Here is a 20,041-nt window from a genome sequence, read left to right on the forward strand (position 1 = left end):
TAATAAAACATTAATTTTATGTAAAAAGAAAGACTATTTAACTAAATTTATTTCTATTTTAAGTTCTTTTTGCAACCAATTTTTAAGTTCTTTTTCTTTGACCTTAATTATTGAATCAGAAATTTTAGAACTCCATTTAACTGATAATTCTGGAATAGTATCAATCTTAATAAAGTCTTTTGAAGATAATCTTTTAGAAAAACTAATAGCTTTAATATCATTAAACCTAATTTTAGCTTCTTTTGCTATTTTACTAAATGGTACAGTATTTTTATCTCTATTTAAAGCCTCTTGTTCTATACTATTATTTAATGTTGAAATAGTTTTTTGTAAGTCTTGTATTTCTCTTTGTAATCCTTTAATAATATTATCTTTTTCATCTAAATCAACAATTGCTCTATCATAAGCATCAACTACTCTATCTACACTACGTGCTTTATTTTCATTTACAACTAACTCGTAAACATCTAATTTAGGATATGTTTTTAATTCATTTCTTAAAAAAGTTTCTGTAGCATCTGTTACATCACCATTAAAAAACAAGCTGATTTTTTTACTTTTCTTATCTATATTTTCTCGCTGTAACCATAAATCTTTATTAGCAAATACTTCATCTTTTAAAAATTTATCATAATTAGCTTTAACAACACTCTCTTTATAAACACTAACAAAAGTAAATATTGCAGGAACCATTACTAAAAAAGCAACAAAAGAAGCAATTTGTGCTATTCTTTTTCTTTTTTCAGAATTCACATAACGAATCATTGTAAATCCTAATAATTTCAATACTACAAAAGTAGCTAATGCGATAAAAATAGTATTAATAGTAAACAGATACATTGCGCCAAAAAAGTAATCAAAATTACCAATAGCCAAACCATACCCAGCTGTACATAAAGGTGGCATTAATGCCGTAGCAATTGCAACTCCAAAAATTACCGATGCTATTGTTCCTTTTTTTGTACGTGCTATAATTAAAGCTAAACCACCAAAAAAAGCAATTAATACATCTCTAATATCAGGTTTTACTCTACCTAATAATTCTGATGTTTCTTCTTTTAAAGGAAACAAAAAGAAAAACAAAAATGCTGTTAATAAACTTAAAACAATCATGGTTGCTAAATTTACCATTGATTTTTTTAAGGTGTCAATATCATTAATAGCCAACGACATTCCTATTCCTAAAATAGGTCCCATTAATGGAGATATTAACATCGCTCCAATAACAACAGCTGTTGAATTTGCATTTAAACCAATAGATGCAACGAATATTGAACAAATTAAAATCCAAGCTGTAGCACCTTTAAAAGGAATATCTACTTTTATCGCTTCAATAGTTGCTTCTTGATCCGTATCATCACGAAAATCTAACAGCTCTACCAAAAACTTTTTAAAACTTTCCCATAAACCTTTTGCATCCTCATGAACAGCCTGTTTAGACTCCGCTACATTTTTATCTTTATTTATCTTTTCTTCCATATATATTTATTTTTTATAACGCAGGAAAGATACAAAATTTCGCTTTATTTTATAAAAACAAAAAAGCTCGAAGAAATATCTTCGAGCTTTTTATTTATAATTTTAAAATAAAAGTTACTTAATGTTTAGTTTCTTTTTTAAACCTTTTGAAACTCCATCTTTATGTAATAATACAGAAATTGTTTTTAATTTAAAATAAGGGACAGACATATAAATATATCCTTTATTTCCTACTTTTGAACCCCAAGAATTTTTTACTTTGAAATACTTATTTCCTTTCTGATCTTTCATTAATCCGACAATGTGCATTAAATGATCATCCGTAGTATTAAAGTTTTCAAATTCTGATTGACGAAAACTTGGTGTAATATTCTTTTCTTTAACTAATTCAGTTAAACCTTTTTTACCTTCTGAACTGCTAGCAGGAATAATTGCAATACCATTTTTTGATGAAAATGTTTTTTCAGAAACATCACAATCTAAAGCAATTGTATATCCTTTTTTAATAGCATTTTCTGTTACTGAAACTAATTCATCTAATGAAACATTATGAAATGCCCCGTTTGAAAAATTATCAGGAATATTCAATACAAATTCATCATACATTTTTGCACGCTGAAAAGAAGTTAATGAAACATAATTTTCAGGGTTAATTTTGATGTGTTCTGCAAAACTTTTTGGAGTATAACTAGCTCCATCAAAATTAAATGTTTTTTTATTTTCTCCTAAATAAACATCTAAAACACTTTCTGTTGCTTTTTTCCATCTAGGGCTTAACTCTTTAGCTGGATTTTTAATGTAAGCGTTTAACATCGATTTTAAAACTTCAACAACCTCTGCATGATTATGTCTATCTTGACCAGCATCTAAACCTGAAAAAACTTGCTCAGGAGCTAACCCGTAATTTGCTACCGAATTAATTACATCGTGTGCTAAACCTCCTTGACTAAATTGTGCTTTTCCTTGACGATATAAATAATTATTTGCTTTTTCTGAATACGTATTACGAACCGTATACATTTCTGATAAATCAATATTTTTACCTGTTAATCTTATAACTTCCGATTCTAAAAATGAAGTTGTTGAAAAACTCCAGCAAGTACCTGTACTTCCTTGACTTTTTACCTGAGTACTTTCTACGTCTTCTACTGTTTTGAATTTGTATTGTTGAGCTGTAATTGAACCGATACTTAAAAAGCAAAAAGCGGCTCCGATAAACAAGTTTTTCATGGAATAAATTTAAGTTAGACGAGCAATTTACTATTTTTTAACAGAATATTAAAAATTTAGACATATTAAAAATCTACAATCACTCCAATTCTTGGTAAAACATTACCCGATGTGCTTTCTATTTCTTCTAAAATATATCTTGATGAATCATTAGGATTTGAAACTCTTCCGTCAGCATCTTCTATTGGTAATAAAAAAGGTTGCTCACTAGCACTACTAGCGTAAACATTCTGAATATCAACATATAAATTAATAGCTACTTTCTTTAAAAACCATGTTTTATCAACTCTTAAATCTAATTGTGTGTATGTATCAAAACGTTTTTCATTTAATCTTGAAAAATCTAAAATAGCTCCATTTACAACATCATAATTAGTTTTTAATGATGACGCTTTTCTATCATAAGGCGTGTAAGGTCTTCCTCCAACTAATCTAAATTTAGTTCCTATTTCCCAATTTTTCTTTAATTTTTTTCCTGCCGTTATTGTTAAAAGATGTTTATTATCCCAAGTAGAAGGAATATAACTTCCTAAAGCATCTTTAAATTCACTTCTTACAAAAGTATATGAGGCTAATCCGTATAAACCATTAAATGATTTTTTTTGAGCCAAAACCTCAAAACCATAAGCGCGTCCTTTTGAATTAGAAACCACTTCTTCATTTCCTACAACACCAAAATCAGCTCCTAAATTTGCCAAACTAATTTGATTTCTTACTGAAAATGGATAATTATCATATGCTTTATAAAATCCTTCAAAAGTAATTTTAGAACTCGTATTTGGTTTGTATGATAATCCACTTACAAAATGGTCTGACTGTATATATTTTAATCCTTTTTTGTTGATAAATTCTCCTGAATTATCTTTAAACCCTAAAACAGTATAAGACGGTAATTGATAATAACGCCCTACCGATGAACTTAAACTCATTTTATCATTTAAGCTATAATTTAATGAAAGCCTTGGCGAAAATTGATTGAATGAATTTTTCATTTCTTTATTATAATCAACACCATCAATTCTAAATCCGAAAGAAACACCTAATTTATTATTTAAATATTCTTTTGATATCTGACCAAAAACACCATATTTAATAAAATTGATATCCGAATTAAAAGTATCTTCAAAAACTGCTTGAGAATTTGCGACTTTTCGATACGTATTATTTAAATAAGTAGCCGTTTCTATGTTTGTACCTATATTGACTTTATAATTATTTGAAGTGCTAAAATTATTTTCGTATCTAAATTTAGTTTCTATTTCTTTAGAACTATAATCTAACAATAAATTTGCTGGTACTTGTTTATTTAAAAAATATTTTTCAGCGGTATTTTTCAGCTCATTTCTACTTAAAACGACTAAATGTGTCGATTTTTCAGCAAAATATTTATAACTAGCACCAACCGTATAATTCCATTGACTATTTACAGGAACAGTATTTAAAACAATATTATTTCTTTTTAAAATATCTTCATCTGTTATGTCATCATTTACAGATTCATTCAATTTAAAATTATCGATTGCTCCTAAAGCAATTATTGATAATTCACTATTTTTTGATAATTGCGATTTTACATTTAACTGAAAATCGTTATAAGTTGGTAAAAAGGTAATTTTATCAGCTTGAATAAAAACTGCAAATATGATTGACGAACAGACAACATAAAAGTAGTATTATCACCTAAAGGACCATCTAAAGTAATTCCTGCATCAGAAGTTCCTAAAGTAGCTCTTGTATTTAAAGCAGTTGGATTTCCTCGTTTTTGTGTAAATTCTATAACCGAACTTAACGTGTTTCCTCTATTAGCAGGAAAAGCACTCGAATAAAAATCAACCTTACGAATTAAATCGGCATTCATAATTCCTACAGGTCCACCAGTTGCGCCTTGTGTTTGAAAATGATTAATTACAGGAACTTCAATACCATCTAAATAAAATTTATTTTCAGATGTTGCGCCTCCTCTAATTATAATATCATTTCTAAAACCAGGATTAGAAGCAACACCAGGAAAAGATTGAATTACTTTTAAAACATCTCTATTTCCTCCAGGGTTTTTTTCAATTTCGGCAACTCCTAAAGATTGCAAAGACAAAGGACTTTGTACCGATTTTTTAAACAAATTAGCCTTTACCTCAACTTCGTTTAAATTAGTATCACTTTCTTTTAACTCGATGGTTACAAACGGAATATTATCATTTGTAACTAAATATTCATCAGAAATTAAGGTTTCATAACCAATAAATGATACTTGTATTTTATTATATCCTAAAGGAATATTAGTTATTTTAAACCCACCATTTTCATCAGAAACAACTCCTTTTGTAGTTCCATAAACCAACACATTTACAAAAGGAAGAACATCTCTTGTTTTTGCATCAATTATTTTCCCTGAAATAACACCATTATTTTTATCTTGACTTACAACAATTAATGTTTGTAATACAATTATCAATAGAAATATTTTCTTCATAAATAAAACAATTTTCAGCTAGCTAAAATACATAATGTTCAACAGAAACAAATTAGCTTTTATCAGAAAATATGAAAATTTTATATTGATAAAAAAACAGCTCTTCTAGTTTAAAAACCTAAAAGAGCTATTATATAAAATTAATATAATTAGTGAACAAGAGATAATTCCTCTACAGGTCCAAAAAATTCATAATTTATATGATCATTATTAACATTTAAATCACCTAAAATATCTAAAACACTTGCCATAAAAGGCGTTGGTCCACAAAAATAGAAATCGCTATTATTAGAAATCCCTAAATCATTTAACATCTCTTTTGTTAAATATCCTTGATAATGATAATCCTCACCGAAAACATCATTATTTAGAGGTGTGCTATAAATTGATATCGATTTTGAATTAGTACCCAATAAGGCATCAATTTCACTTTTAAAAGCATGAGTATCGCTATTTAAAGCACATTGGATAATTATAACATCTTGATTTTTATTTTTAACGGCTTCTTTAAACATACTTAATACAGGCGTAATTCCTATACCCCCACTTATTAAAACTAATGGTTGGGTAGCTTCTTTTAAAACAAATTCTCCTGAAGGCATTCCTATTGTTAAAGTATCACCTACAGCAACATCAGAATGTAAATAATTTGATACAATTCCATCAGGATTTCCAACCTCTTTTTTAACACTAATTCTTAAATAATCTTTATCATTTGAATCTGACATACTATAATTTCGAGTATGCTTATGAGCTGTATTTGGTATTTCGATATTTAAAGAAATATATTGCCCTGCAATAAATTTTGGTACAGGTTCACCATCTTTTCTTTTTAAATAAAACGATGTAATTATATCATTTTCGGCTATTTTATCGACTACTACAAACTCTTTCATTCCTCTAAAACCACCTATACCATTTTCTTTATCAGTATAAACAACCTCTTCTTTGCTAACAAAAATAGCTGCTAAATCTCCATAAGCCTCTGCCCAAGCATCCATTATATCTGGTGTTGCTGCATCTCCTAAAACATCTTTAATTGCTGCTAATAAATTTTCACCAACAATAGGATAAGCTTCTTTTGATATTGATAAACTAACGTGTTTTTGCACAATAGTATCTACCATACCTCCTAACATTTCTAATTTATCGATGTGTTGTGCATATTTAAAAACAGCACTTGCTAATGCTTTTTGTTGATTTCCTTTTTTTGATTCGTCACGTTAAAAGTATCTTTTAACTCTGGATGATTTTCAAAAAGTAACTTATAAAAAACTTTCGTAATAGCTTCTCCGTGTTGTTCTAAAACTGGTGCTGTTGATTTTACGATTTCAATTGTTTTTTTACTTGCCATAATTAATTGTATTTAATTTGTCTTTTAGTCTTGAAAATGAATAAATAATTAACAAACCTGTTGTAATTGGATATAAAATATACCAATACCCTAAAGCTTGTATTTCTGAATTAGATAGCAACGGAATAAGAGTTATAGCTCCTGCAGGTGGATAACTAATGTCCATCAAGTTCATTACTAAAACACAAGTACTTATTGCTAGTATTATTTTAATGATTAAATCGAAATCAAACTCATTTAACAATACACCAATAAAAGCTGCTAAAATCGAACTTAAAAAAATTTTAATCGGTGCATGTTTAATAGTATTATTTGAAAAAACTAAAACTGCAGAAGCTCCAAAAGCTGCTATAATATAAGTAGTCTCAATTCCATTAAATAAAAATTTATGAAACAAATAAATACAGGTAAAACATGCTATTGATAGTAAGTAGTTTACTATGTTATTCATTTTCTTAACTTTGTTGAGTGGCAAAACTACTTTACTATATTTGTAATAACCTATGACTTAAATCATATGATAAAAGAAAAAACATTAAAAGAATATGGTTGTGAAATCGTTCATTTTTCAAAAGGAGAGTATCTTTTTGAAAAAGGAAATAGTCCTAAATACTACTATCAAATTATAAGTGGTGGTGTAAAAATGAATTATTATAATGAAAGTGGTAATGAATTTATTCAAGGTATTTTTGGTAAAAACAGAAGTTTTGGTGAACCACCTTTGTTAATTGATACAAATTATCCTGCAAACGCAATAGCTTTAAACTCATTAAAGGTTTATCGTTTAAAAAAAGAAATTTTTAAAGAGCTATTATTAAATAATAATGAAGTGCATTATGCTTTTACAAAAATGATTTCTAAAAGACTTTATTTTAAAGCAACTATAGCAAATGGTATTACATCTAATTCTGCGGAAGAAGCTATTTTAACTCTTTTAAATTACTTAAAAAATGATATTCACGAAAACAACCTACCTTTTAATTTAAAAATAGATTTTACAAGAAAAAACATCGCCGGTTTACTAGGCTTAAGTATTGAAGCTACAATTAGAACCATCAAAAAAATGGAAGCTAAAAAATTAGTAAAAATCATTAACAAAAAAATATATTATTAAATTTAAAACATAAAAAAAAGCCTCAGTTTTACTGAGGCTTTTTTTTATAATATACTTTTATTTAATAATTAAAAGTCCCAAATTCACTATTTATAGTAAGTTTTTTGGTTTCAGAAGCTTCTACTCTACCTACAATTTGTGCATTCACATTGTACGATTTTGAAATCGCTATAATATCATCTGCAACTTCAGGAGATACATAAATTTCCATTCTATGACCACAGTTAAATACTTGATACATTTCTTTCCAATCTGTTTTTGATTGCTCTTGTATCAATTTAAATAAAGGCGGAACTGGAAACATATTATCTTTTACAATATGTAACTCATCAACAAAATGTAAAATTTTAGTTTGCGCTCCACCAGAACAATGAATCATTCCGTGAACCGTATCAGAATTAAATTTTGATAAAATTTCTTTAATAATTGGTGCGTATGTTCTTGTTGGAGATAAAACTAATTTACCTGCATCAATTGGAGAATTTTCAACAGCATCTGTTAATTTCATTTTCCCAGAATACACTAAATCCTCAGGAACAGCTGCATCAAAACTTTCAGGATATTTGGTTGCTAAATAGTTGTCAAAAACATCATGACGAGCAGATGTTAATCCGTTAGAACCCATTCCACCATTATACTCAGTTTCATAAGTTGCTTGTCCGAAAGACTCCAAACCTACAATTACATCACCAGCTTTAATATTTGCATTATCAACAACATCAGTACGTTTCATACGAGCTGTTACAGTAGAATCTACAATAATAGTACGTACTAAATCACCAACATCAGCAGTTTCACCACCTGTTGAATGAATAGTTACACCAAAACCTTTTAAGTCTTCGATTAACTCTTCTGTTCCGTTAATAATTGCTGATAAAACTTCACCAGGAATTTTACTTTTGTTACGTCCTATTGTAGACGATAACATAATATTATCGGTTGCTCCAACACATAATAAATCATCAATATTCATTATTAATGCATCTTGGGCAATTCCTTTCCAAACAGAAATATCTCCTGTTTCTTTCCAATACATATATGCTAATGATGATTTTGTTCCTGCACCATCGGCGTGCATAATCAAACAATAATCTTCATCATTGGTTAAATAATCTGGAACTATTTTACAAAAAGCTTTTGGAAATAAACCTTTATCAATATTCTTTATAGCATTGTGAACATCTTCTTTTGAAGCTGACACTCCTCTTTGCGCGTAACGCTTAGATATTTCTTGACTCATGTGTTATGTTGTTGTTGACTGCAAATTTAATTAATCTTTTTACAAGAAGTATCAGAAATTTAATACTTTTTGATATTTCACTTATCTGATAAATAATAATTCTCTATACTTTGTTAAAGGCCATAAATTGTCATCAACCAATAATTCTAACTTATCGCAATGGTAGCGTATTTCATCAAAAAAGGGTTTTACTTTATTGCAATAATTATCTGCATTTTTCTGCCCAACAAACGTATTTGTTATTTTACGCTCTTCGGTCATTTGTTCAATTTTAGAATTGATTCCTGCAATATGTCCTGATATTTTTTTGATTAAATCAAGTTGTTCTTTGGCGTATTGCTCAAAACCGTTTCCAAAAATCTCTTTTAAACCTTTTACATTTTCGATTAATGTATTTTGATATTGAATTGCCGTAGGAATAACATGATTTCTTGCAACATCTGCCAATACTCTACTTTCAATTTGAATACGCATTGAATATTCTTCTAATTCAATTTCACGACGAGCAACCACTTCAATGGTATTCATCACATTCATTTCTTCAAAAAGTGAAATTGATTTTTCAGAAACTTTTGCTTTTAAAGCCTCGGGAGTTGTTTTATTATTACTTAAACCACGTTTTTCAGCTTCTTTTTCCCATTCAATTCCGTAACCATCGCCTTCAAACCTAATTTTTTTGATTCCTTAATATATTCTCTTAATACATTAAAAATAGCTTCATCTTTTTTAAGACTTTTAGCATCGACTAATTTATCTACTTCAATTTTAAATTCTTTTAATTGCTTCGCGATAATCGTATTTAAAACCGTCATCGGTCCTGCACAATTAGACCAAGAACCTACTGCACGTAATTCGAATTTATTTCCTGTAAAAGCAAAAGGAGAAGTTCGGTTTCTATCCGTATTATCCAATAATATTTCAGGAATTTTACCTACAATGTTTAATTTTAAATCTGTTTTTTCTTGAGGCGATAATTTTCCTTTTGTAACGTTTTCTAATTCATCTAATACTTCGGATAATTGCGACCCGATAAATACCGATATAATTGCTGGCGGAGCTTCATTTGCTCCCAATCTATGATCATTACTTGCACTTGCTATCGATGCTCTGATTAATGCTTCATAGTCATGTACTGCTTTTATAGTATTTACAAAAAAGGTTAAGAACTGTAAATTTTTCATCGGAGTTTTCCCTGGACTCAATAAATTAACACCTGTATTGGTTGCTAAAGACCAATTATTATGCTTTCCTGAACCATTGATTCCTTCAAAAGGTTTTTCAGTTGAAACAAAACTTTAAATTGATGACGTTGTGATACTTTTTCCATCACATCCATTAATAATGAATTATGATCTACAGCTAAATTAGCTTCTTCAAAAATTGGCGCTAACTCAAACTGATTTGGTGCAACTTCATTATGACGTGTTTTTACAGGAACTCCTAACAACATACATTCTTGCTCTAGGTCACGCATAAAACTCATCACTCTATCAGGAATTGAACCAAAATAATGATCATCTAATTGTTGTCCTTTTGCAGGAGAATGCCCTAAAAGTGTTCTTCCTGTCATCATTAAATCAGGTCGAGCAGCCGCCAAAGCTGTATCAATTAAAAAATATTCTTGTTCCCATCCTAAAGTTGCATTTACTTTAGAAACATTCTTATCAAAATATTTACAAACTGCTGTTGCTGCTGTATCAACAGCTTGCAAGGCTCTCAATAAAGGTGCTTTATTATCCAAAGCTTCGCCTGTATAAGCGACAAAAACCGTTGGAATACATAATGTTGTACCATACACAAATGCTGGCGATGTTGGATCCCAAGCAGTATAACCACGAGCTTCAAAAGTGTTTCTTATCCCGCCACGCGGAAAACTAGAAGCATCTGGTTCTTGCTGAACTAATTGTCCACCATCAAAGCGTTCCATAGCACCACCGCCTTCAATAGTTTCAAAAAAAGCATCGTGCTTTTCTGCTGTTGCACCTGTTAATGGCTGAAACCAATGTGTATAGTGAGTCGCATTTTTAGATAATGCCCAATCTTTCATACTTACCGCAATTTGATCGGCAATTTTTCTATCAATTTTATTTCCGAACTCAATTGCATCCATGACACTTTTATACGCATCTTTTGTCATATACTGACGCATTGCTTGCTCATTAAAAACGTTTTTCCCGAACAATTCTGAACGACGCCCTTTTACTTCAATAAAAACAGGTTTTCTATTTAAAGTTTCTTTTAAAGCGTTAAATCTTAAAGTTGACATAGTATAAGGTATGAATTTTGACATCAAAAATACATAATTTTATCAAAAACAAACAACACCCCCTAAAAAAATAGGGGTAAATTAAATTAAAGTTAATTTCAAATATTTTACCCCTATAAATTTTAGCATACAATATAAATTATTTATTTTTGCATCGAATTTGATTATAAATAATAGATTCTTAAAGCATCATGGCAAAAATTAAGTTAGAGTACATTTGGTTAGATGGTTACAAACCAACTCAAAACCTAAGAAGTAAAACAAAGGTTGAAGAACACTGAAAATTTTCAAGGAACACTTGAAGAGTTAAAAAACTGGTCTTTTGACGGGTCTTCTACAAAACAAGCTTCAGGAGGCGCTTCTGATTGTGTTTTAAAACCTGTTGCTATTTATCAAGATCCTGCTCGTATTAATGGGTACTTAGTAATGACTGAAGTTCTTAATGCTGATGGAACTCCGCATGAATCTAACGCTCGTGCTACTATTAATGATAATGATAACGATTTCTGGTTCGGTTTTGAACAAGAATATTTTATCATGGATAGCGCAACACAACTTCCTTTAGGATTCCCTGTTGGCGGATATCCTGGACCTCAAGGAATGTATTACTGTTCTGTAGGTGGCAGAAATACTCACGGTAGAGATTTCGTAGAACAACATGCTGATTTATGTATTGATGCAGGTTTAAACTTTGAAGGAATTAACCAAGAAGTTGCTTCAGGGCAATGGGAATTTCAATTATTTGCTAAAGGTGCAAAAATTGCTGGTGATGAAATCTGGATTGCTAGATATTTATTAGACAGATTAACAGAACAATATGGTTACTACATCGAGTATCACCCAAAACCTGTAAAAGGAGATTGGAATGGTTCTGGAATGCACGCTAACTTCTCTAACACCGTGTTAAGAACTTGTGGATCTAAAGAAACTTACATGAAAATATGTGAAGCTTTCAGACCAGTAACTAAAGAACATATTGATATTTACGGAGCTCACAACGACCAACGTTTAACAGGTTTACACGAAACGGCAGCTATTACAGATTTCAGTTATGGTATTTCTGATAGAGGTGCTTCAATCCGTATTCCTATTATAACTGTTGATAACGATTGGAAAGGGTATTTAGAAGACAGAAGACCTGCTTCAAACGGAGATCCTTATAAAATTGCTTCAAGAATTATACAAACGGTAAAACCAGTTTGTGACAACTTATAATATCTTTTAAAAGATACGAATATAAAAAAGCCTTTAAATTAATTTAAAGGCTTTTTTTTGTGCTATATTTTATCAGATAATAAAAATTATTTGAAGCTATTTCCCGCTTTCCGCACTCGCTTTTTTTATTTTTCAAAAGAAAAAAATAAAAAAGAGCTCAAACAATTGCTTCAATCGGGGCTAGAAATCTTGCTAAAACTAATAACCTCAATTCTATTTTTTAAACAAATACTTAACTCAATTTTAAATATACAAATGCTGTATAAGCGACTAATAATATAATTCCGTGTATCCAGTTTAAACGTAATTTCTTTGGGAAAAATGCAAATGGCAACACTATAAATGATATTGCTAACATCCAATAAATATCATTATTAACTAAACTTAAAGCATCAGTACCTAATTTTATAGGCGTAATAATTGAAGTAATACCTAAAACTGCCAAAATATTAAATACATTTGAACCAATTAAATTTCCTAAAGAAATAGCTTTTTCCTTTTTTAATACTGCAATAATTGATGCTGCTAATTCAGGTACACTTGTTCCTACTGAAACTACTGTAACACCAATAATAGCATCACTTACCCCCATACTTTTAGCTAAATTTGTAGCTCCATCAATCAGCCATTCAGAACCTAACCACAAACAGAAACCTCCAATTGTTAAAAAAGCGATAACTTTATATATGGGCATATTTTCATCATCTTCTGAAATCTCATCAACTTCAATTGGTGTTTTCTGAAAACGCAATAAGTAAACTAAAAACACTACTAATACTGTAAATAAAACAATACCTTCATACTGTTGAATTACATTATCAAAAGCAATAAAGAAATATAATAATCCAGATGCAAGCATCATTATAGGCCAATCTGTTTTATAAAAATTTTTCTCAACTTCAATTGTCGATAAAATTAATGTAATACCTAATACCAAACCAATATTTGCAATATTAGAACCAATTACATTTCCCACAGCCAAACCAGGCGAACCACTTAAAGCCGATTTAATACTAACAATCAATTCAGGTGCAGAGGTTGCAAAAGAAACAACCGTCATCCCAATTACTACTTTAGGAATGTTTAATTTTAATGATAATCCTACAGCTGCTTTTAAAAGCCAATTTCCTCCAAGAACTAATAATAACAATCCTAATGCTATGTATACAATATCCATCAATATATTTTTTACGCAAATATAGAACTTTGACTTGAAAATAAACAAACACAAAAAAGCTTTAAAAAAGAGCAAAACAACATTTATCAGCACTTATTTTAATTTAATTTTAAAAAAAAAGAACAAAAACCCTTTACATTATTACACTTTAAAACAATAAATAAATTATTTAATTACAAATTAAAACACATTAGTAGATAACAACATTTCATAGTTAAACCATTTAATCTTGTTTAAGTTATTATTTAAATTCAAATAAATCAAACTATAAATATCTTTTTGGAAATATACTTGGCTTTACTATATATTCATAAAAAATTCAAAAAACTAACGAACTTAAAATTCAAAAAAAATGATTGCTATTACGCTTAAACTAATAATTATCGCAATAAAAATTGCAACAATTATCACCTTTTTATATTAATCAATCTTTAAAACCAAACAAAAATTTATGCTAACATTTATCGGAGTATTACTAATTATTACAGGATTAATAACCATTGTATTAAAATCTATTATAAAAGACAATAAAATATTAACTTGGTTTACTTTAAAAAGAAGTATTCAGTTAACAACACTTGGTGCTTTTATGAGTATTATAACAGGAATGTTTTTTTATGCAGATGCAGGTACAGCTTATGCCGTACAATACGTATCAGGAGGTGATAAAATGATAACCACACAAGGTTTAAAATTAAAATGGTGGGGAAGAATTATTCCTTTATCATATGAAACATCAATAAAAGACATTATCGTTAAAGATGAAAGTGAATTACCAAAAAGTGATAGAGGAATTTATAATAGAAAAGCTCAAAAATGGGAGTTTAGCGATGCTATTAAAGCTGAAATAAGTACCTCTGTAATTGTTGGTGTAAACATTAATGATGAAGCTGTTTTCTTAAACATGGCAGATAGAAATAGAAGTGAATCTAAATTGATTTACGGAAGAGTTTTACCAAATATTGATGCTGCTATAAAAAACACTTGTAAATTAATGGATGCTCAAGATTATATTTCTGGACAAGCTTCTGATTTTGATAGATATTTTAGAGATCAATTAGAAAATGGAATGTATCAAGTAGAACAATATTACGAAGCTGAAAATAATAATGAAATTGTAGGAGATACAACTACTATTAGAAAAATAAAAATTGGAAAATCAAGCAAACAAAAAAAGTTTAGAATAAAAAGAGCTAAAGATGGTAGTATTAGTAGAGATAACTCTAACACTTTAAAACAATATGGTTTAAAAATTTACCAAGCTCAAGTAACAGGTATAGATTGGGAAGCTTCTTTTGATGAACGTTTAGACTTACAAAAAAATGAAGTTGCACAAACTCAATTAGAAAAACAACAAGCCGAACGTGAATATTATAGAGCTAAAAAAGAAGTTGCAAAAGGAGAATCTGAAAAAGCAAAAGAAAGAGCTAGATTAGAAAAAATTCAAATTCAACAAACTATAGAAGCAGAAACAGAAGCTAAAGTTGCTGGATTTAATCTAATAAAAGAAAAAAAGCAATTTGAAGTTGAACAATATAAAGCTAAAAGTAAAAAAGTTGCTGCTGATGCTCAATACTATGAAAATGCTAAATTAGTAAGCGCTGGTTTAACACCACAAGAAAAAGCAGAATGGGAATATAAAACAGCTGTAGGAGTAGCACAGCAAATAAAAGACCTAAAACTACCATCTACTTATATTGAAGGAAGTAAAAATGGAAATAATGGAAATTTATTACAATCATTAATTGGTGCTGATCTTGCTAAAAAAATGATGGAAAATAAAAAATAAAATTAGTATTATTACTATTAGATGAAGTAAAAGATACTTCATCTAATAGTAATAAGATATTTTTTAAAGTATTTTTGAGGTAGAATTAAACATTGAAATGAAAAAATATTTTTTTAAAGCCATAGCAAAAATAAATAAACTACTACTACCCTCTTTTACAAAAAGAAATTTAGATATTTCTAATGCATCTAAAATTCAATTAGCAATTATTGGGTGGCGTGCCTTTATTACTATAAATTCATTAGATTAAAAATTTTAAATTATGAAAGAACATATTAAAGTATACACAGGAACTTCAATTTTAGCAAATAGACTTGCTTTTTTACTTGATGAAGCAAAAATACCTAGTTTAATTAAAGATTCAAAAGAATCTGGAAGATTAGCTGGTTTTGGTTCTACAGGTGATTCTTCTGAATTATTCATATATAAATCTGATAACGAGAGATCTAAAGAAATAATAAATAACTTCAAAAAAGAGTTAGAATAATTTTTTTTAAAAAAAGTGAAAAAAAATACAATTTTATTTTTTTAAACCAGAAAACAGTTGTAGATTTGCACTCACAATACAACGGCCTTGTGGCGCAACTGAATAGCGCACTTGATTACGGCTCAAGAGGTTACAGGTTTGAATCCTGTCAAGGTCACAAAAACACTAAGATTATTCTTAGTGTTTTTTTTGCTCATAATTTTACTTCTAACTTTAAAGTGTTTTTTATTTAAATTCTTCCTTTTCTTTTAACATATCTAAATAAACATCTTCAACATGCTCTCTAGCCCAAGTTGTTCTTCTTAAAAAACCAAGACTTGACTTCATAGAAGGATTATTTTTAAAACAGCGAATATTAACACGCTCACCCAAATACTCCCAACCATAATACGCAACTAAACTCTCTAAAATTTGAGCTAATTTTACTCCGTGAAGTGGATTATTTAATTGTTCTTGAGTAGCCTGTCTTCTTTTTCGTTTAACAGGTTTTTCTTCCTTCGAGTTTTCCTCATTTTTTAACGCTACATCTTCTGAAAACTTTGACTCCTGCTGTTTATCAGTTGGCTGATTATTATTATTATTGATATCCATTATTAATTACCCTATTTTTAATCAAAATTAGGAATTAAAATTTACTTATTTTTAATTTCAGAAGCTCCTTTTAAAACAAATTATATTAAAAAAACGAAAATATATAAAATAGAAAAGACCTTAAGCTTCCGCTTAAGGCCTTTTCATCTAACCAAACTTAGTATAAAAACTAACTACTACTATTTTTAATACTTTAAAATCTATTAAAACTTCTCTTTTCCGAAGGTTCCTAAAAAGGGAATCTATAGGCATTTATCTTACTCAGAGAAGTAACCGAGGACATTTTAAAGCTTTTATATTTCTTATTTTTATTTTGTAAACTACTTACACTATATAAGACACGCTTATATTTAAAGCGTCACATTAAAACAAAAAAAAACTCAAAAAAAGTTTTTTTTTGAGTTTTTAATATAAATATTTCCTTAAAAATACACGATGAGCTGGTATTGATTTATTATATTTTTCAACTAGTACCTCTAGTATTTCAGGAGGCTTAACACCTATTTCATTTTCATTATTATATTTAGAAACATATAAGTTATAAGTTTCTTTATCTTTCTCAAAAATTAAAAAATGTTCTTCATTTAATACTGTGTAGCAAATTTCATTTCCCGAAAAAGAAGCCGATTTATCATTTATAAAATCAGAAAATTCGTAATACCTAAAAATACTTTCCATATTAAATTATTTCTGCGGATAAACCTAATTGTAACAACTTACTACATCTTGGTTCTAAATCTTTATACTCACCTGTTTTTACGGCGCATTTACCCTTATAATGAACTAACACAGAACATTGCTCTGCTTGCTCTGGTGTATGATTACAAACATCAATCAAACTATCGATTACAAAATCGAAAGAATTTACATCATCATTATGTAAAATAATTTCACGCTGTTTTGTTTCTTCTACCAAAACATCAAGCTCTTCTTGTATTTTCTCTATCGTACTCATTTACACTGTTTTTTGATACTGCAAAGCTACCCAATTATTTCTTTTAATTGTTTTCTTTAATGTTAAACCGTATTTTGAAACTTCCGCATCTATCAGAGGAATATCTTCACTATAGAAACCGCTTAATAATAAAATACCTTTTTTATTCAAGCAACTTGTATATATTTCCATATCGCTCAATAAAATATTACGATTGATATTTGCAATAATAACATCATACTTTTTATCGGTTAATAAAGATGAATCTCCTTCAAAAACCGAAATATGCTTACCCCCATTTCTTTCTACGTTTTCTACTGAATTTTCATAACACCAAGCATCAATATCAATAGCATCAATAGGTTGTGCGCCTTTCATTTCAGCAAAAATTGCTAAAATTCCTGTTCCACAGCCCATGTCTAATGTTTTTTTATTGGTGATATCTAAATCAATTAAATGCTGTACCATCACGTGAGTTGTTTCATGATGACCTGTACCAAAACTCATTTTTGGCTCAATAACAATATCGTACTTTAAATTAGGGTTCTCGTGAAATGGCGCTCTTATACTTACTAAATCATCTACTTGAATTTGATTAAAATTCTTTTCCCATTCAGCATTCCAATTTGTTTGTTCAATTTCTTTATGATTAAAAGATATTGAAAACTCTTCAGATTTTAATATAAAAACATCTTCTAAGATATTTTCTTTCCAATCATTTTTTTGAATATATGCTGTTACGCCATTTTCAACTTCTACAAAACTTTCAAAACCAATACCACCTAATTCAGCAATTAAAATTTCAGTTGCTGGATCTTTAGGAGTTACTTCAAAATTATATTCTATATAAATATTATCCATTATTTTTGATTATATTGATTTAATAATCGTTACAAAGTCTTCTGCTTTTAAAGCTGCTCCACCAATTAATCCTCCGTCTACATCTGCTTTCGAAAAAATCTCTTCTGCATTTTCAGGCTTTACACTTCCACCGTATAAAATTGAAATATCGTTTGCTATTGTATCACCATATTCTTTTGCTATAGTTGCTCTAACAAAAGCATGCATTTCTTGAGCTTGTTCTGGTGATGCTGTTTCACCAGTTCCAATTGCCCAAACAGGTTCGTATGCTAAAATAATATTAGCAAAATCTTCTTTCTTCAGATGAAATAATCCATTTTTCAATTGACTTTCTACAACTTTAAAATGATTATCAGATTTTCTATCTTCTAATACTTCACCAAAACAAAAAATAATTTCTAAATTATTTTCAAGCGCAGTATCTACTTTTTGAGCAAGAATAACATCTGTTTCACCAAAATATTCTCTACGTTCAGAATGTCCTATTATTACCAAATTCAAACCTAAAGAAGCTAACATATCCGCAGATACTTCTCCTGTAAAAGCACCGCTTTTAAATTGATGTATATTTTGAGCTGCTACTTCAATTTTAGATTTTTTAGTTCTTTTAACTGCAGTATTTAAATTTACAAAACTAGGTGCTATAATTACTCTAGTATCTTTACCTACTTTTTTCCCTGTCCCTTTCTTTATTTGCTTGATTAACCGTTTCGTTTCATCAAGGTTTTTATTCATCTTCCAATTACCTGCGACTATCTTTTTTCTCAAAATGACTTTATAATTTATGTTTTTACTACTGTTTTAATGCTGCTGCTAATCTTGGGTCAAATGGTTCTGTTACATTTGCCAAAGAAATAATACCACGTTCATTAACCACCATATATCCTGGTACATCTTTTATACCTAAACTTGTTGCATAGCCTCCTTTAAGTGCTGCAGGTAAATAATAATGATCTCCTTCTATATTAAAGAACCTAACATTTCCTTTTTTCCATTGTTTAATTGATTTATCAATCGATAAAAAAACGAAAACAACGTCAGGGTTTTCAGCCTTTAATTCTTTTATTTTAGGAATTCCAGATACACATTCGGCACACCAAGAAGCACAAATTTCAAACATTATTTTCTTTCCTTTATGTTTTGCAAGGATATCTTTAAACGTTATAGTTTCTTCTGTTTCAGTTAAAAATTTTTCATTTAAAACTTCTTCTGGAAATGCAGCAGGCTTATCTGCGTTACAAGATGCAAATAAAACAAAAACGAATAGGTAAATAATTTTTTTCAATGATTTTTTTAAAAAATTTCTTAAAATATATTTCAGCTAAAAATACATTATTTTTTAGCTTGTTTAGTTATTAAATTATCAGTTATTTTTGTTTCATTAAAAACAACTATTTTTCCTTGTTCATTAATTACTAAATAACGAGGAATCCAGCTTAAACCTAAAAATTTCCCAAAGCGTCCTTCCCAGCCCGATTGCATAAAATAATGTTGTCCTTTTATATTTAATCTTTGAACTCCTTCTTGCCAAGAATCTAAATCTCTATCTAAAGACAAATATAAAAATACAACTTCAGGATTTTTCTCTTGTAATTTTTTAACATCTGGTAAACTTTTTAAACAATCTGTACACCAAGATGCCCAAACATCAATTACTATTTTTTTGCCTTTATTTTTTGCTAAAATATCTCTAAACTTTACCTCTTCTTTTTTATCTATTGAAGTAAAAACATCTTCTAAGGCTTCTTTTGAAAATTCAGTAGGATTTTCAACTGAACAACTGAATAATAACATTGTTACAAAAACGAATACTATCTTTTTTATCATCTTCTTT

20 protein-coding genes, 1 tRNA gene and 3 pseudogenes are annotated in these 20,041 nt (G+C 28.9%); 6 read left to right on the forward strand and 18 right to left on the reverse strand.

Annotation, left to right across the window (positions count from 1 at the left end; genetic code table 11):
* Positions 1 to 33: 33 nt before the first annotated feature.
* From PG913_RS09810 to PG913_RS09840, 8 genes and pseudogenes are all read right to left on the reverse strand, one after another.
* A complete protein-coding gene (locus PG913_RS09810) occupies positions 34 to 1,479 on the reverse strand; it encodes a DUF389 domain-containing protein (protein ID WP_271230555.1) in 1,446 nt (481 codons plus the stop codon).
* A gap of 114 nt (positions 1,480 to 1,593) precedes the next feature.
* On the reverse strand, positions 1,594 to 2,709 hold the full coding sequence (locus PG913_RS09815) for a C1 family peptidase (RefSeq protein ID WP_271230556.1): 1,116 nt from the start codon (positions 2,707 to 2,709) through the stop codon (positions 1,594 to 1,596).
* A 65-nt stretch (positions 2,710 to 2,774) separates the two neighbouring features.
* Positions 2,775 to 4,214 carry a TonB-dependent receptor domain-containing protein gene (locus PG913_RS09820; protein WP_271230557.1) on the reverse strand — a complete coding sequence of 480 codons (1,440 nt, stop codon included), beginning with the start codon at positions 4,212 to 4,214 and terminating at the stop codon, positions 2,775 to 2,777.
* A 71-nt stretch (positions 4,215 to 4,285) separates the two neighbouring features.
* Positions 4,286 to 5,179 carry a TonB-dependent receptor gene (locus PG913_RS09825; RefSeq protein WP_271230558.1) on the reverse strand — a complete coding sequence of 298 codons (894 nt, stop codon included), beginning with the start codon at positions 5,177 to 5,179 and terminating at the stop codon, positions 4,286 to 4,288.
* Positions 5,180 to 5,328: 149 nt separating this feature from the next.
* The gene (locus tag PG913_RS09830; RefSeq protein WP_333780821.1) at positions 5,329 to 6,180 is read right to left on the reverse strand and encodes an FAD-binding oxidoreductase; all 852 of its coding nucleotides are present in this window, start codon (positions 6,178 to 6,180) and stop codon (positions 5,329 to 5,331) included.
* A gap of 21 nt (positions 6,181 to 6,201) precedes the next feature.
* A pseudogene (locus PG913_RS12945) lies at positions 6,202 to 6,339 on the reverse strand (nitric oxide dioxygenase); the annotation flags it as partial.
* 23 nt (positions 6,340 to 6,362) lie between these two features.
* A complete protein-coding gene (locus PG913_RS09835) occupies positions 6,363 to 6,533 on the reverse strand; it encodes a globin domain-containing protein (protein WP_271230560.1) in 171 nt (56 codons plus the stop codon).
* Complete coding sequence (locus tag PG913_RS09840; RefSeq protein WP_271230561.1) at positions 6,523 to 6,984, reverse strand: HPP family protein; 462 nt, start codon at positions 6,982 to 6,984, stop codon at positions 6,523 to 6,525. The genes PG913_RS09835 and PG913_RS09840 overlap by 11 nt, the downstream gene beginning before the upstream one ends.
* 66 nt (positions 6,985 to 7,050) lie before the next feature.
* Between PG913_RS09840 and PG913_RS09845 the strand changes: the two genes are divergently transcribed.
* Positions 7,051 to 7,647 carry a Crp/Fnr family transcriptional regulator gene (locus PG913_RS09845; RefSeq protein WP_271230562.1) on the forward strand — a complete coding sequence of 199 codons (597 nt, stop codon included), beginning with the start codon at positions 7,051 to 7,053 and terminating at the stop codon, positions 7,645 to 7,647.
* A 61-nt stretch (positions 7,648 to 7,708) separates the two neighbouring features.
* Here the strand turns inward: PG913_RS09845 and PG913_RS09850 are convergent, their stop codons facing one another.
* Positions 7,709 to 8,887 carry an AIR synthase related protein gene (locus PG913_RS09850; RefSeq protein ID WP_271230563.1) on the reverse strand — a complete coding sequence of 393 codons (1,179 nt, stop codon included), beginning with the start codon at positions 8,885 to 8,887 and terminating at the stop codon, positions 7,709 to 7,711.
* Positions 8,888 to 8,968: 81 nt separating this feature from the next.
* Positions 8,969 to 11,153: pseudogene (locus tag PG913_RS09855) on the reverse strand (glutamine synthetase III family protein).
* Between the two features lie 191 nt (positions 11,154 to 11,344).
* Here PG913_RS09855 and PG913_RS09860 point away from each other — a divergent pair.
* Positions 11,345 to 12,368 (forward strand): annotated as a pseudogene (locus tag PG913_RS09860) (glutamine synthetase beta-grasp domain-containing protein).
* 232 nt (positions 12,369 to 12,600) lie between these two features.
* Here the strand turns inward: PG913_RS09860 and PG913_RS09865 are convergent.
* Positions 12,601 to 13,548, reverse strand: a complete 948-nt coding sequence (locus PG913_RS09865; RefSeq protein ID WP_271230564.1) for a calcium/sodium antiporter — start codon at positions 13,546 to 13,548, stop codon at positions 12,601 to 12,603.
* A 448-nt stretch (positions 13,549 to 13,996) separates the two neighbouring features.
* Between PG913_RS09865 and PG913_RS09870 the strand changes: the two genes are divergently transcribed.
* The 4 genes from PG913_RS09870 (at position 13,997) to PG913_RS09885 (ending at position 15,978) form a co-directional block, all read left to right on the forward strand.
* Positions 13,997 to 15,334 carry an HlyD family secretion protein gene (locus PG913_RS09870; RefSeq protein WP_271230565.1) on the forward strand — a complete coding sequence of 446 codons (1,338 nt, stop codon included), beginning with the start codon at positions 13,997 to 13,999 and terminating at the stop codon, positions 15,332 to 15,334.
* A 97-nt stretch (positions 15,335 to 15,431) separates the two neighbouring features.
* Positions 15,432 to 15,584 carry an SsrA-binding protein gene (locus PG913_RS09875; RefSeq protein WP_271230566.1) on the forward strand — a complete coding sequence of 51 codons (153 nt, stop codon included), beginning with the start codon at positions 15,432 to 15,434 and terminating at the stop codon, positions 15,582 to 15,584.
* A gap of 12 nt (positions 15,585 to 15,596) precedes the next feature.
* A complete protein-coding gene (locus tag PG913_RS09880; protein ID WP_271230567.1) occupies positions 15,597 to 15,821 on the forward strand; it encodes a putative signal transducing protein in 225 nt (74 codons plus the stop codon).
* A gap of 83 nt (positions 15,822 to 15,904) precedes the next feature.
* Positions 15,905 to 15,978: transfer RNA gene (locus PG913_RS09885), tRNA-Arg, on the forward strand.
* Positions 15,979 to 16,046: 68 nt separating this feature from the next.
* On the opposite strand, the gene PG913_RS12950 is transcribed toward PG913_RS09885, so the two are convergent.
* From PG913_RS12950 to PG913_RS09920, 7 genes are all read right to left on the reverse strand, one after another.
* Positions 16,047 to 16,412 carry a VF530 family protein gene (locus PG913_RS12950; protein ID WP_333780750.1) on the reverse strand — a complete coding sequence of 122 codons (366 nt, stop codon included), beginning with the start codon at positions 16,410 to 16,412 and terminating at the stop codon, positions 16,047 to 16,049.
* Between the two features lie 405 nt (positions 16,413 to 16,817).
* On the reverse strand, positions 16,818 to 17,090 hold the full coding sequence (locus PG913_RS09895) for a hypothetical protein (RefSeq protein WP_271230568.1): 273 nt from the start codon (positions 17,088 to 17,090) through the stop codon (positions 16,818 to 16,820).
* A 1-nt stretch (position 17,091) separates the two neighbouring features.
* Complete coding sequence (locus PG913_RS09900) at positions 17,092 to 17,367, reverse strand: ATP-dependent Clp protease adaptor ClpS (protein ID WP_271230569.1); 276 nt, start codon at positions 17,365 to 17,367, stop codon at positions 17,092 to 17,094.
* Positions 17,368 to 18,207 carry a 50S ribosomal protein L11 methyltransferase gene (prmA, locus tag PG913_RS09905; RefSeq protein WP_271230570.1) on the reverse strand — a complete coding sequence of 280 codons (840 nt, stop codon included), beginning with the start codon at positions 18,205 to 18,207 and terminating at the stop codon, positions 17,368 to 17,370.
* A 9-nt stretch (positions 18,208 to 18,216) separates the two neighbouring features.
* Positions 18,217 to 18,975 carry a triose-phosphate isomerase gene (gene tpiA / locus PG913_RS09910; protein ID WP_271230571.1) on the reverse strand — a complete coding sequence of 253 codons (759 nt, stop codon included), beginning with the start codon at positions 18,973 to 18,975 and terminating at the stop codon, positions 18,217 to 18,219.
* 25 nt (positions 18,976 to 19,000) lie between these two features.
* A complete protein-coding gene (locus PG913_RS09915; RefSeq protein ID WP_271230572.1) occupies positions 19,001 to 19,492 on the reverse strand; it encodes a TlpA family protein disulfide reductase in 492 nt (163 codons plus the stop codon).
* Between the two features lie 47 nt (positions 19,493 to 19,539).
* Positions 19,540 to 20,034, reverse strand: a complete 495-nt coding sequence (locus tag PG913_RS09920; protein WP_271230573.1) for a TlpA family protein disulfide reductase — start codon at positions 20,032 to 20,034, stop codon at positions 19,540 to 19,542.
* Between the last annotated feature and the right edge of the window lie 7 nt (positions 20,035 to 20,041).

Source organism: Tenacibaculum pacificus (assembly GCF_027941775.1).
Taxonomy (GTDB): Bacteria; Bacteroidota; Bacteroidia; order Flavobacteriales; family Flavobacteriaceae; genus Polaribacter; species Polaribacter pacificus_A.

What these genes read in the sequence shown, in the direction of transcription:
- PG913_RS09810 (WP_271230555.1), bottom strand. Translation starts at nt 1,479, where the DNA reads ATGGAAGAAAAGATAAATAAAGATAAAAATGTAGCGGAGTCTAAACAG.
- PG913_RS09815 (WP_271230556.1), bottom strand. Translation starts at nt 2,709, where the DNA reads ATGAAAAACTTGTTTATCGGAGCCGCTTTTTGCTTTTTAAGTATCGGT.
- PG913_RS09825 (WP_271230558.1), bottom strand. Translation starts at nt 5,179, where the DNA reads ATGAAGAAAATATTTCTATTGATAATTGTATTACAAACATTAATTGTT.
- PG913_RS09830 (WP_333780821.1), bottom strand. Translation starts at nt 6,180, where the DNA reads ATGGATGCTTGGGCAGAGGCTTATGGAGATTTAGCAGCTATTTTTGTT.
- PG913_RS09835 (WP_271230560.1), bottom strand. Translation starts at nt 6,533, where the DNA reads ATGGCAAGTAAAAAAACAATTGAAATCGTAAAATCAACAGCACCAGTT.
- PG913_RS09840 (WP_271230561.1), bottom strand. Translation starts at nt 6,984, where the DNA reads ATGAATAACATAGTAAACTACTTACTATCAATAGCATGTTTTACCTGT.
- PG913_RS09845 (WP_271230562.1), top strand. Translation starts at nt 7,051, where the DNA reads ATGATAAAAGAAAAAACATTAAAAGAATATGGTTGTGAAATCGTTCAT.
- PG913_RS09850 (WP_271230563.1), bottom strand. Translation starts at nt 8,887, where the DNA reads ATGAGTCAAGAAATATCTAAGCGTTACGCGCAAAGAGGAGTGTCAGCT.
- PG913_RS09870 (WP_271230565.1), top strand. Translation starts at nt 13,997, where the DNA reads ATGCTAACATTTATCGGAGTATTACTAATTATTACAGGATTAATAACC.
- PG913_RS09875 (WP_271230566.1), top strand. Translation starts at nt 15,432, where the DNA reads ATGAAAAAATATTTTTTTAAAGCCATAGCAAAAATAAATAAACTACTA.
- PG913_RS09880 (WP_271230567.1), top strand. Translation starts at nt 15,597, where the DNA reads ATGAAAGAACATATTAAAGTATACACAGGAACTTCAATTTTAGCAAAT.
- PG913_RS12950 (WP_333780750.1), bottom strand. Translation starts at nt 16,412, where the DNA reads ATGGATATCAATAATAATAATAATCAGCCAACTGATAAACAGCAGGAG.
- PG913_RS09895 (WP_271230568.1), bottom strand. Translation starts at nt 17,090, where the DNA reads ATGGAAAGTATTTTTAGGTATTACGAATTTTCTGATTTTATAAATGAT.
- PG913_RS09900 (WP_271230569.1), bottom strand. Translation starts at nt 17,367, where the DNA reads ATGAGTACGATAGAGAAAATACAAGAAGAGCTTGATGTTTTGGTAGAA.
- prmA (WP_271230570.1), bottom strand. Translation starts at nt 18,207, where the DNA reads ATGGATAATATTTATATAGAATATAATTTTGAAGTAACTCCTAAAGAT.
- PG913_RS09920 (WP_271230573.1), bottom strand. Translation starts at nt 20,034, where the DNA reads ATGATAAAAAAGATAGTATTCGTTTTTGTAACAATGTTATTATTCAGT.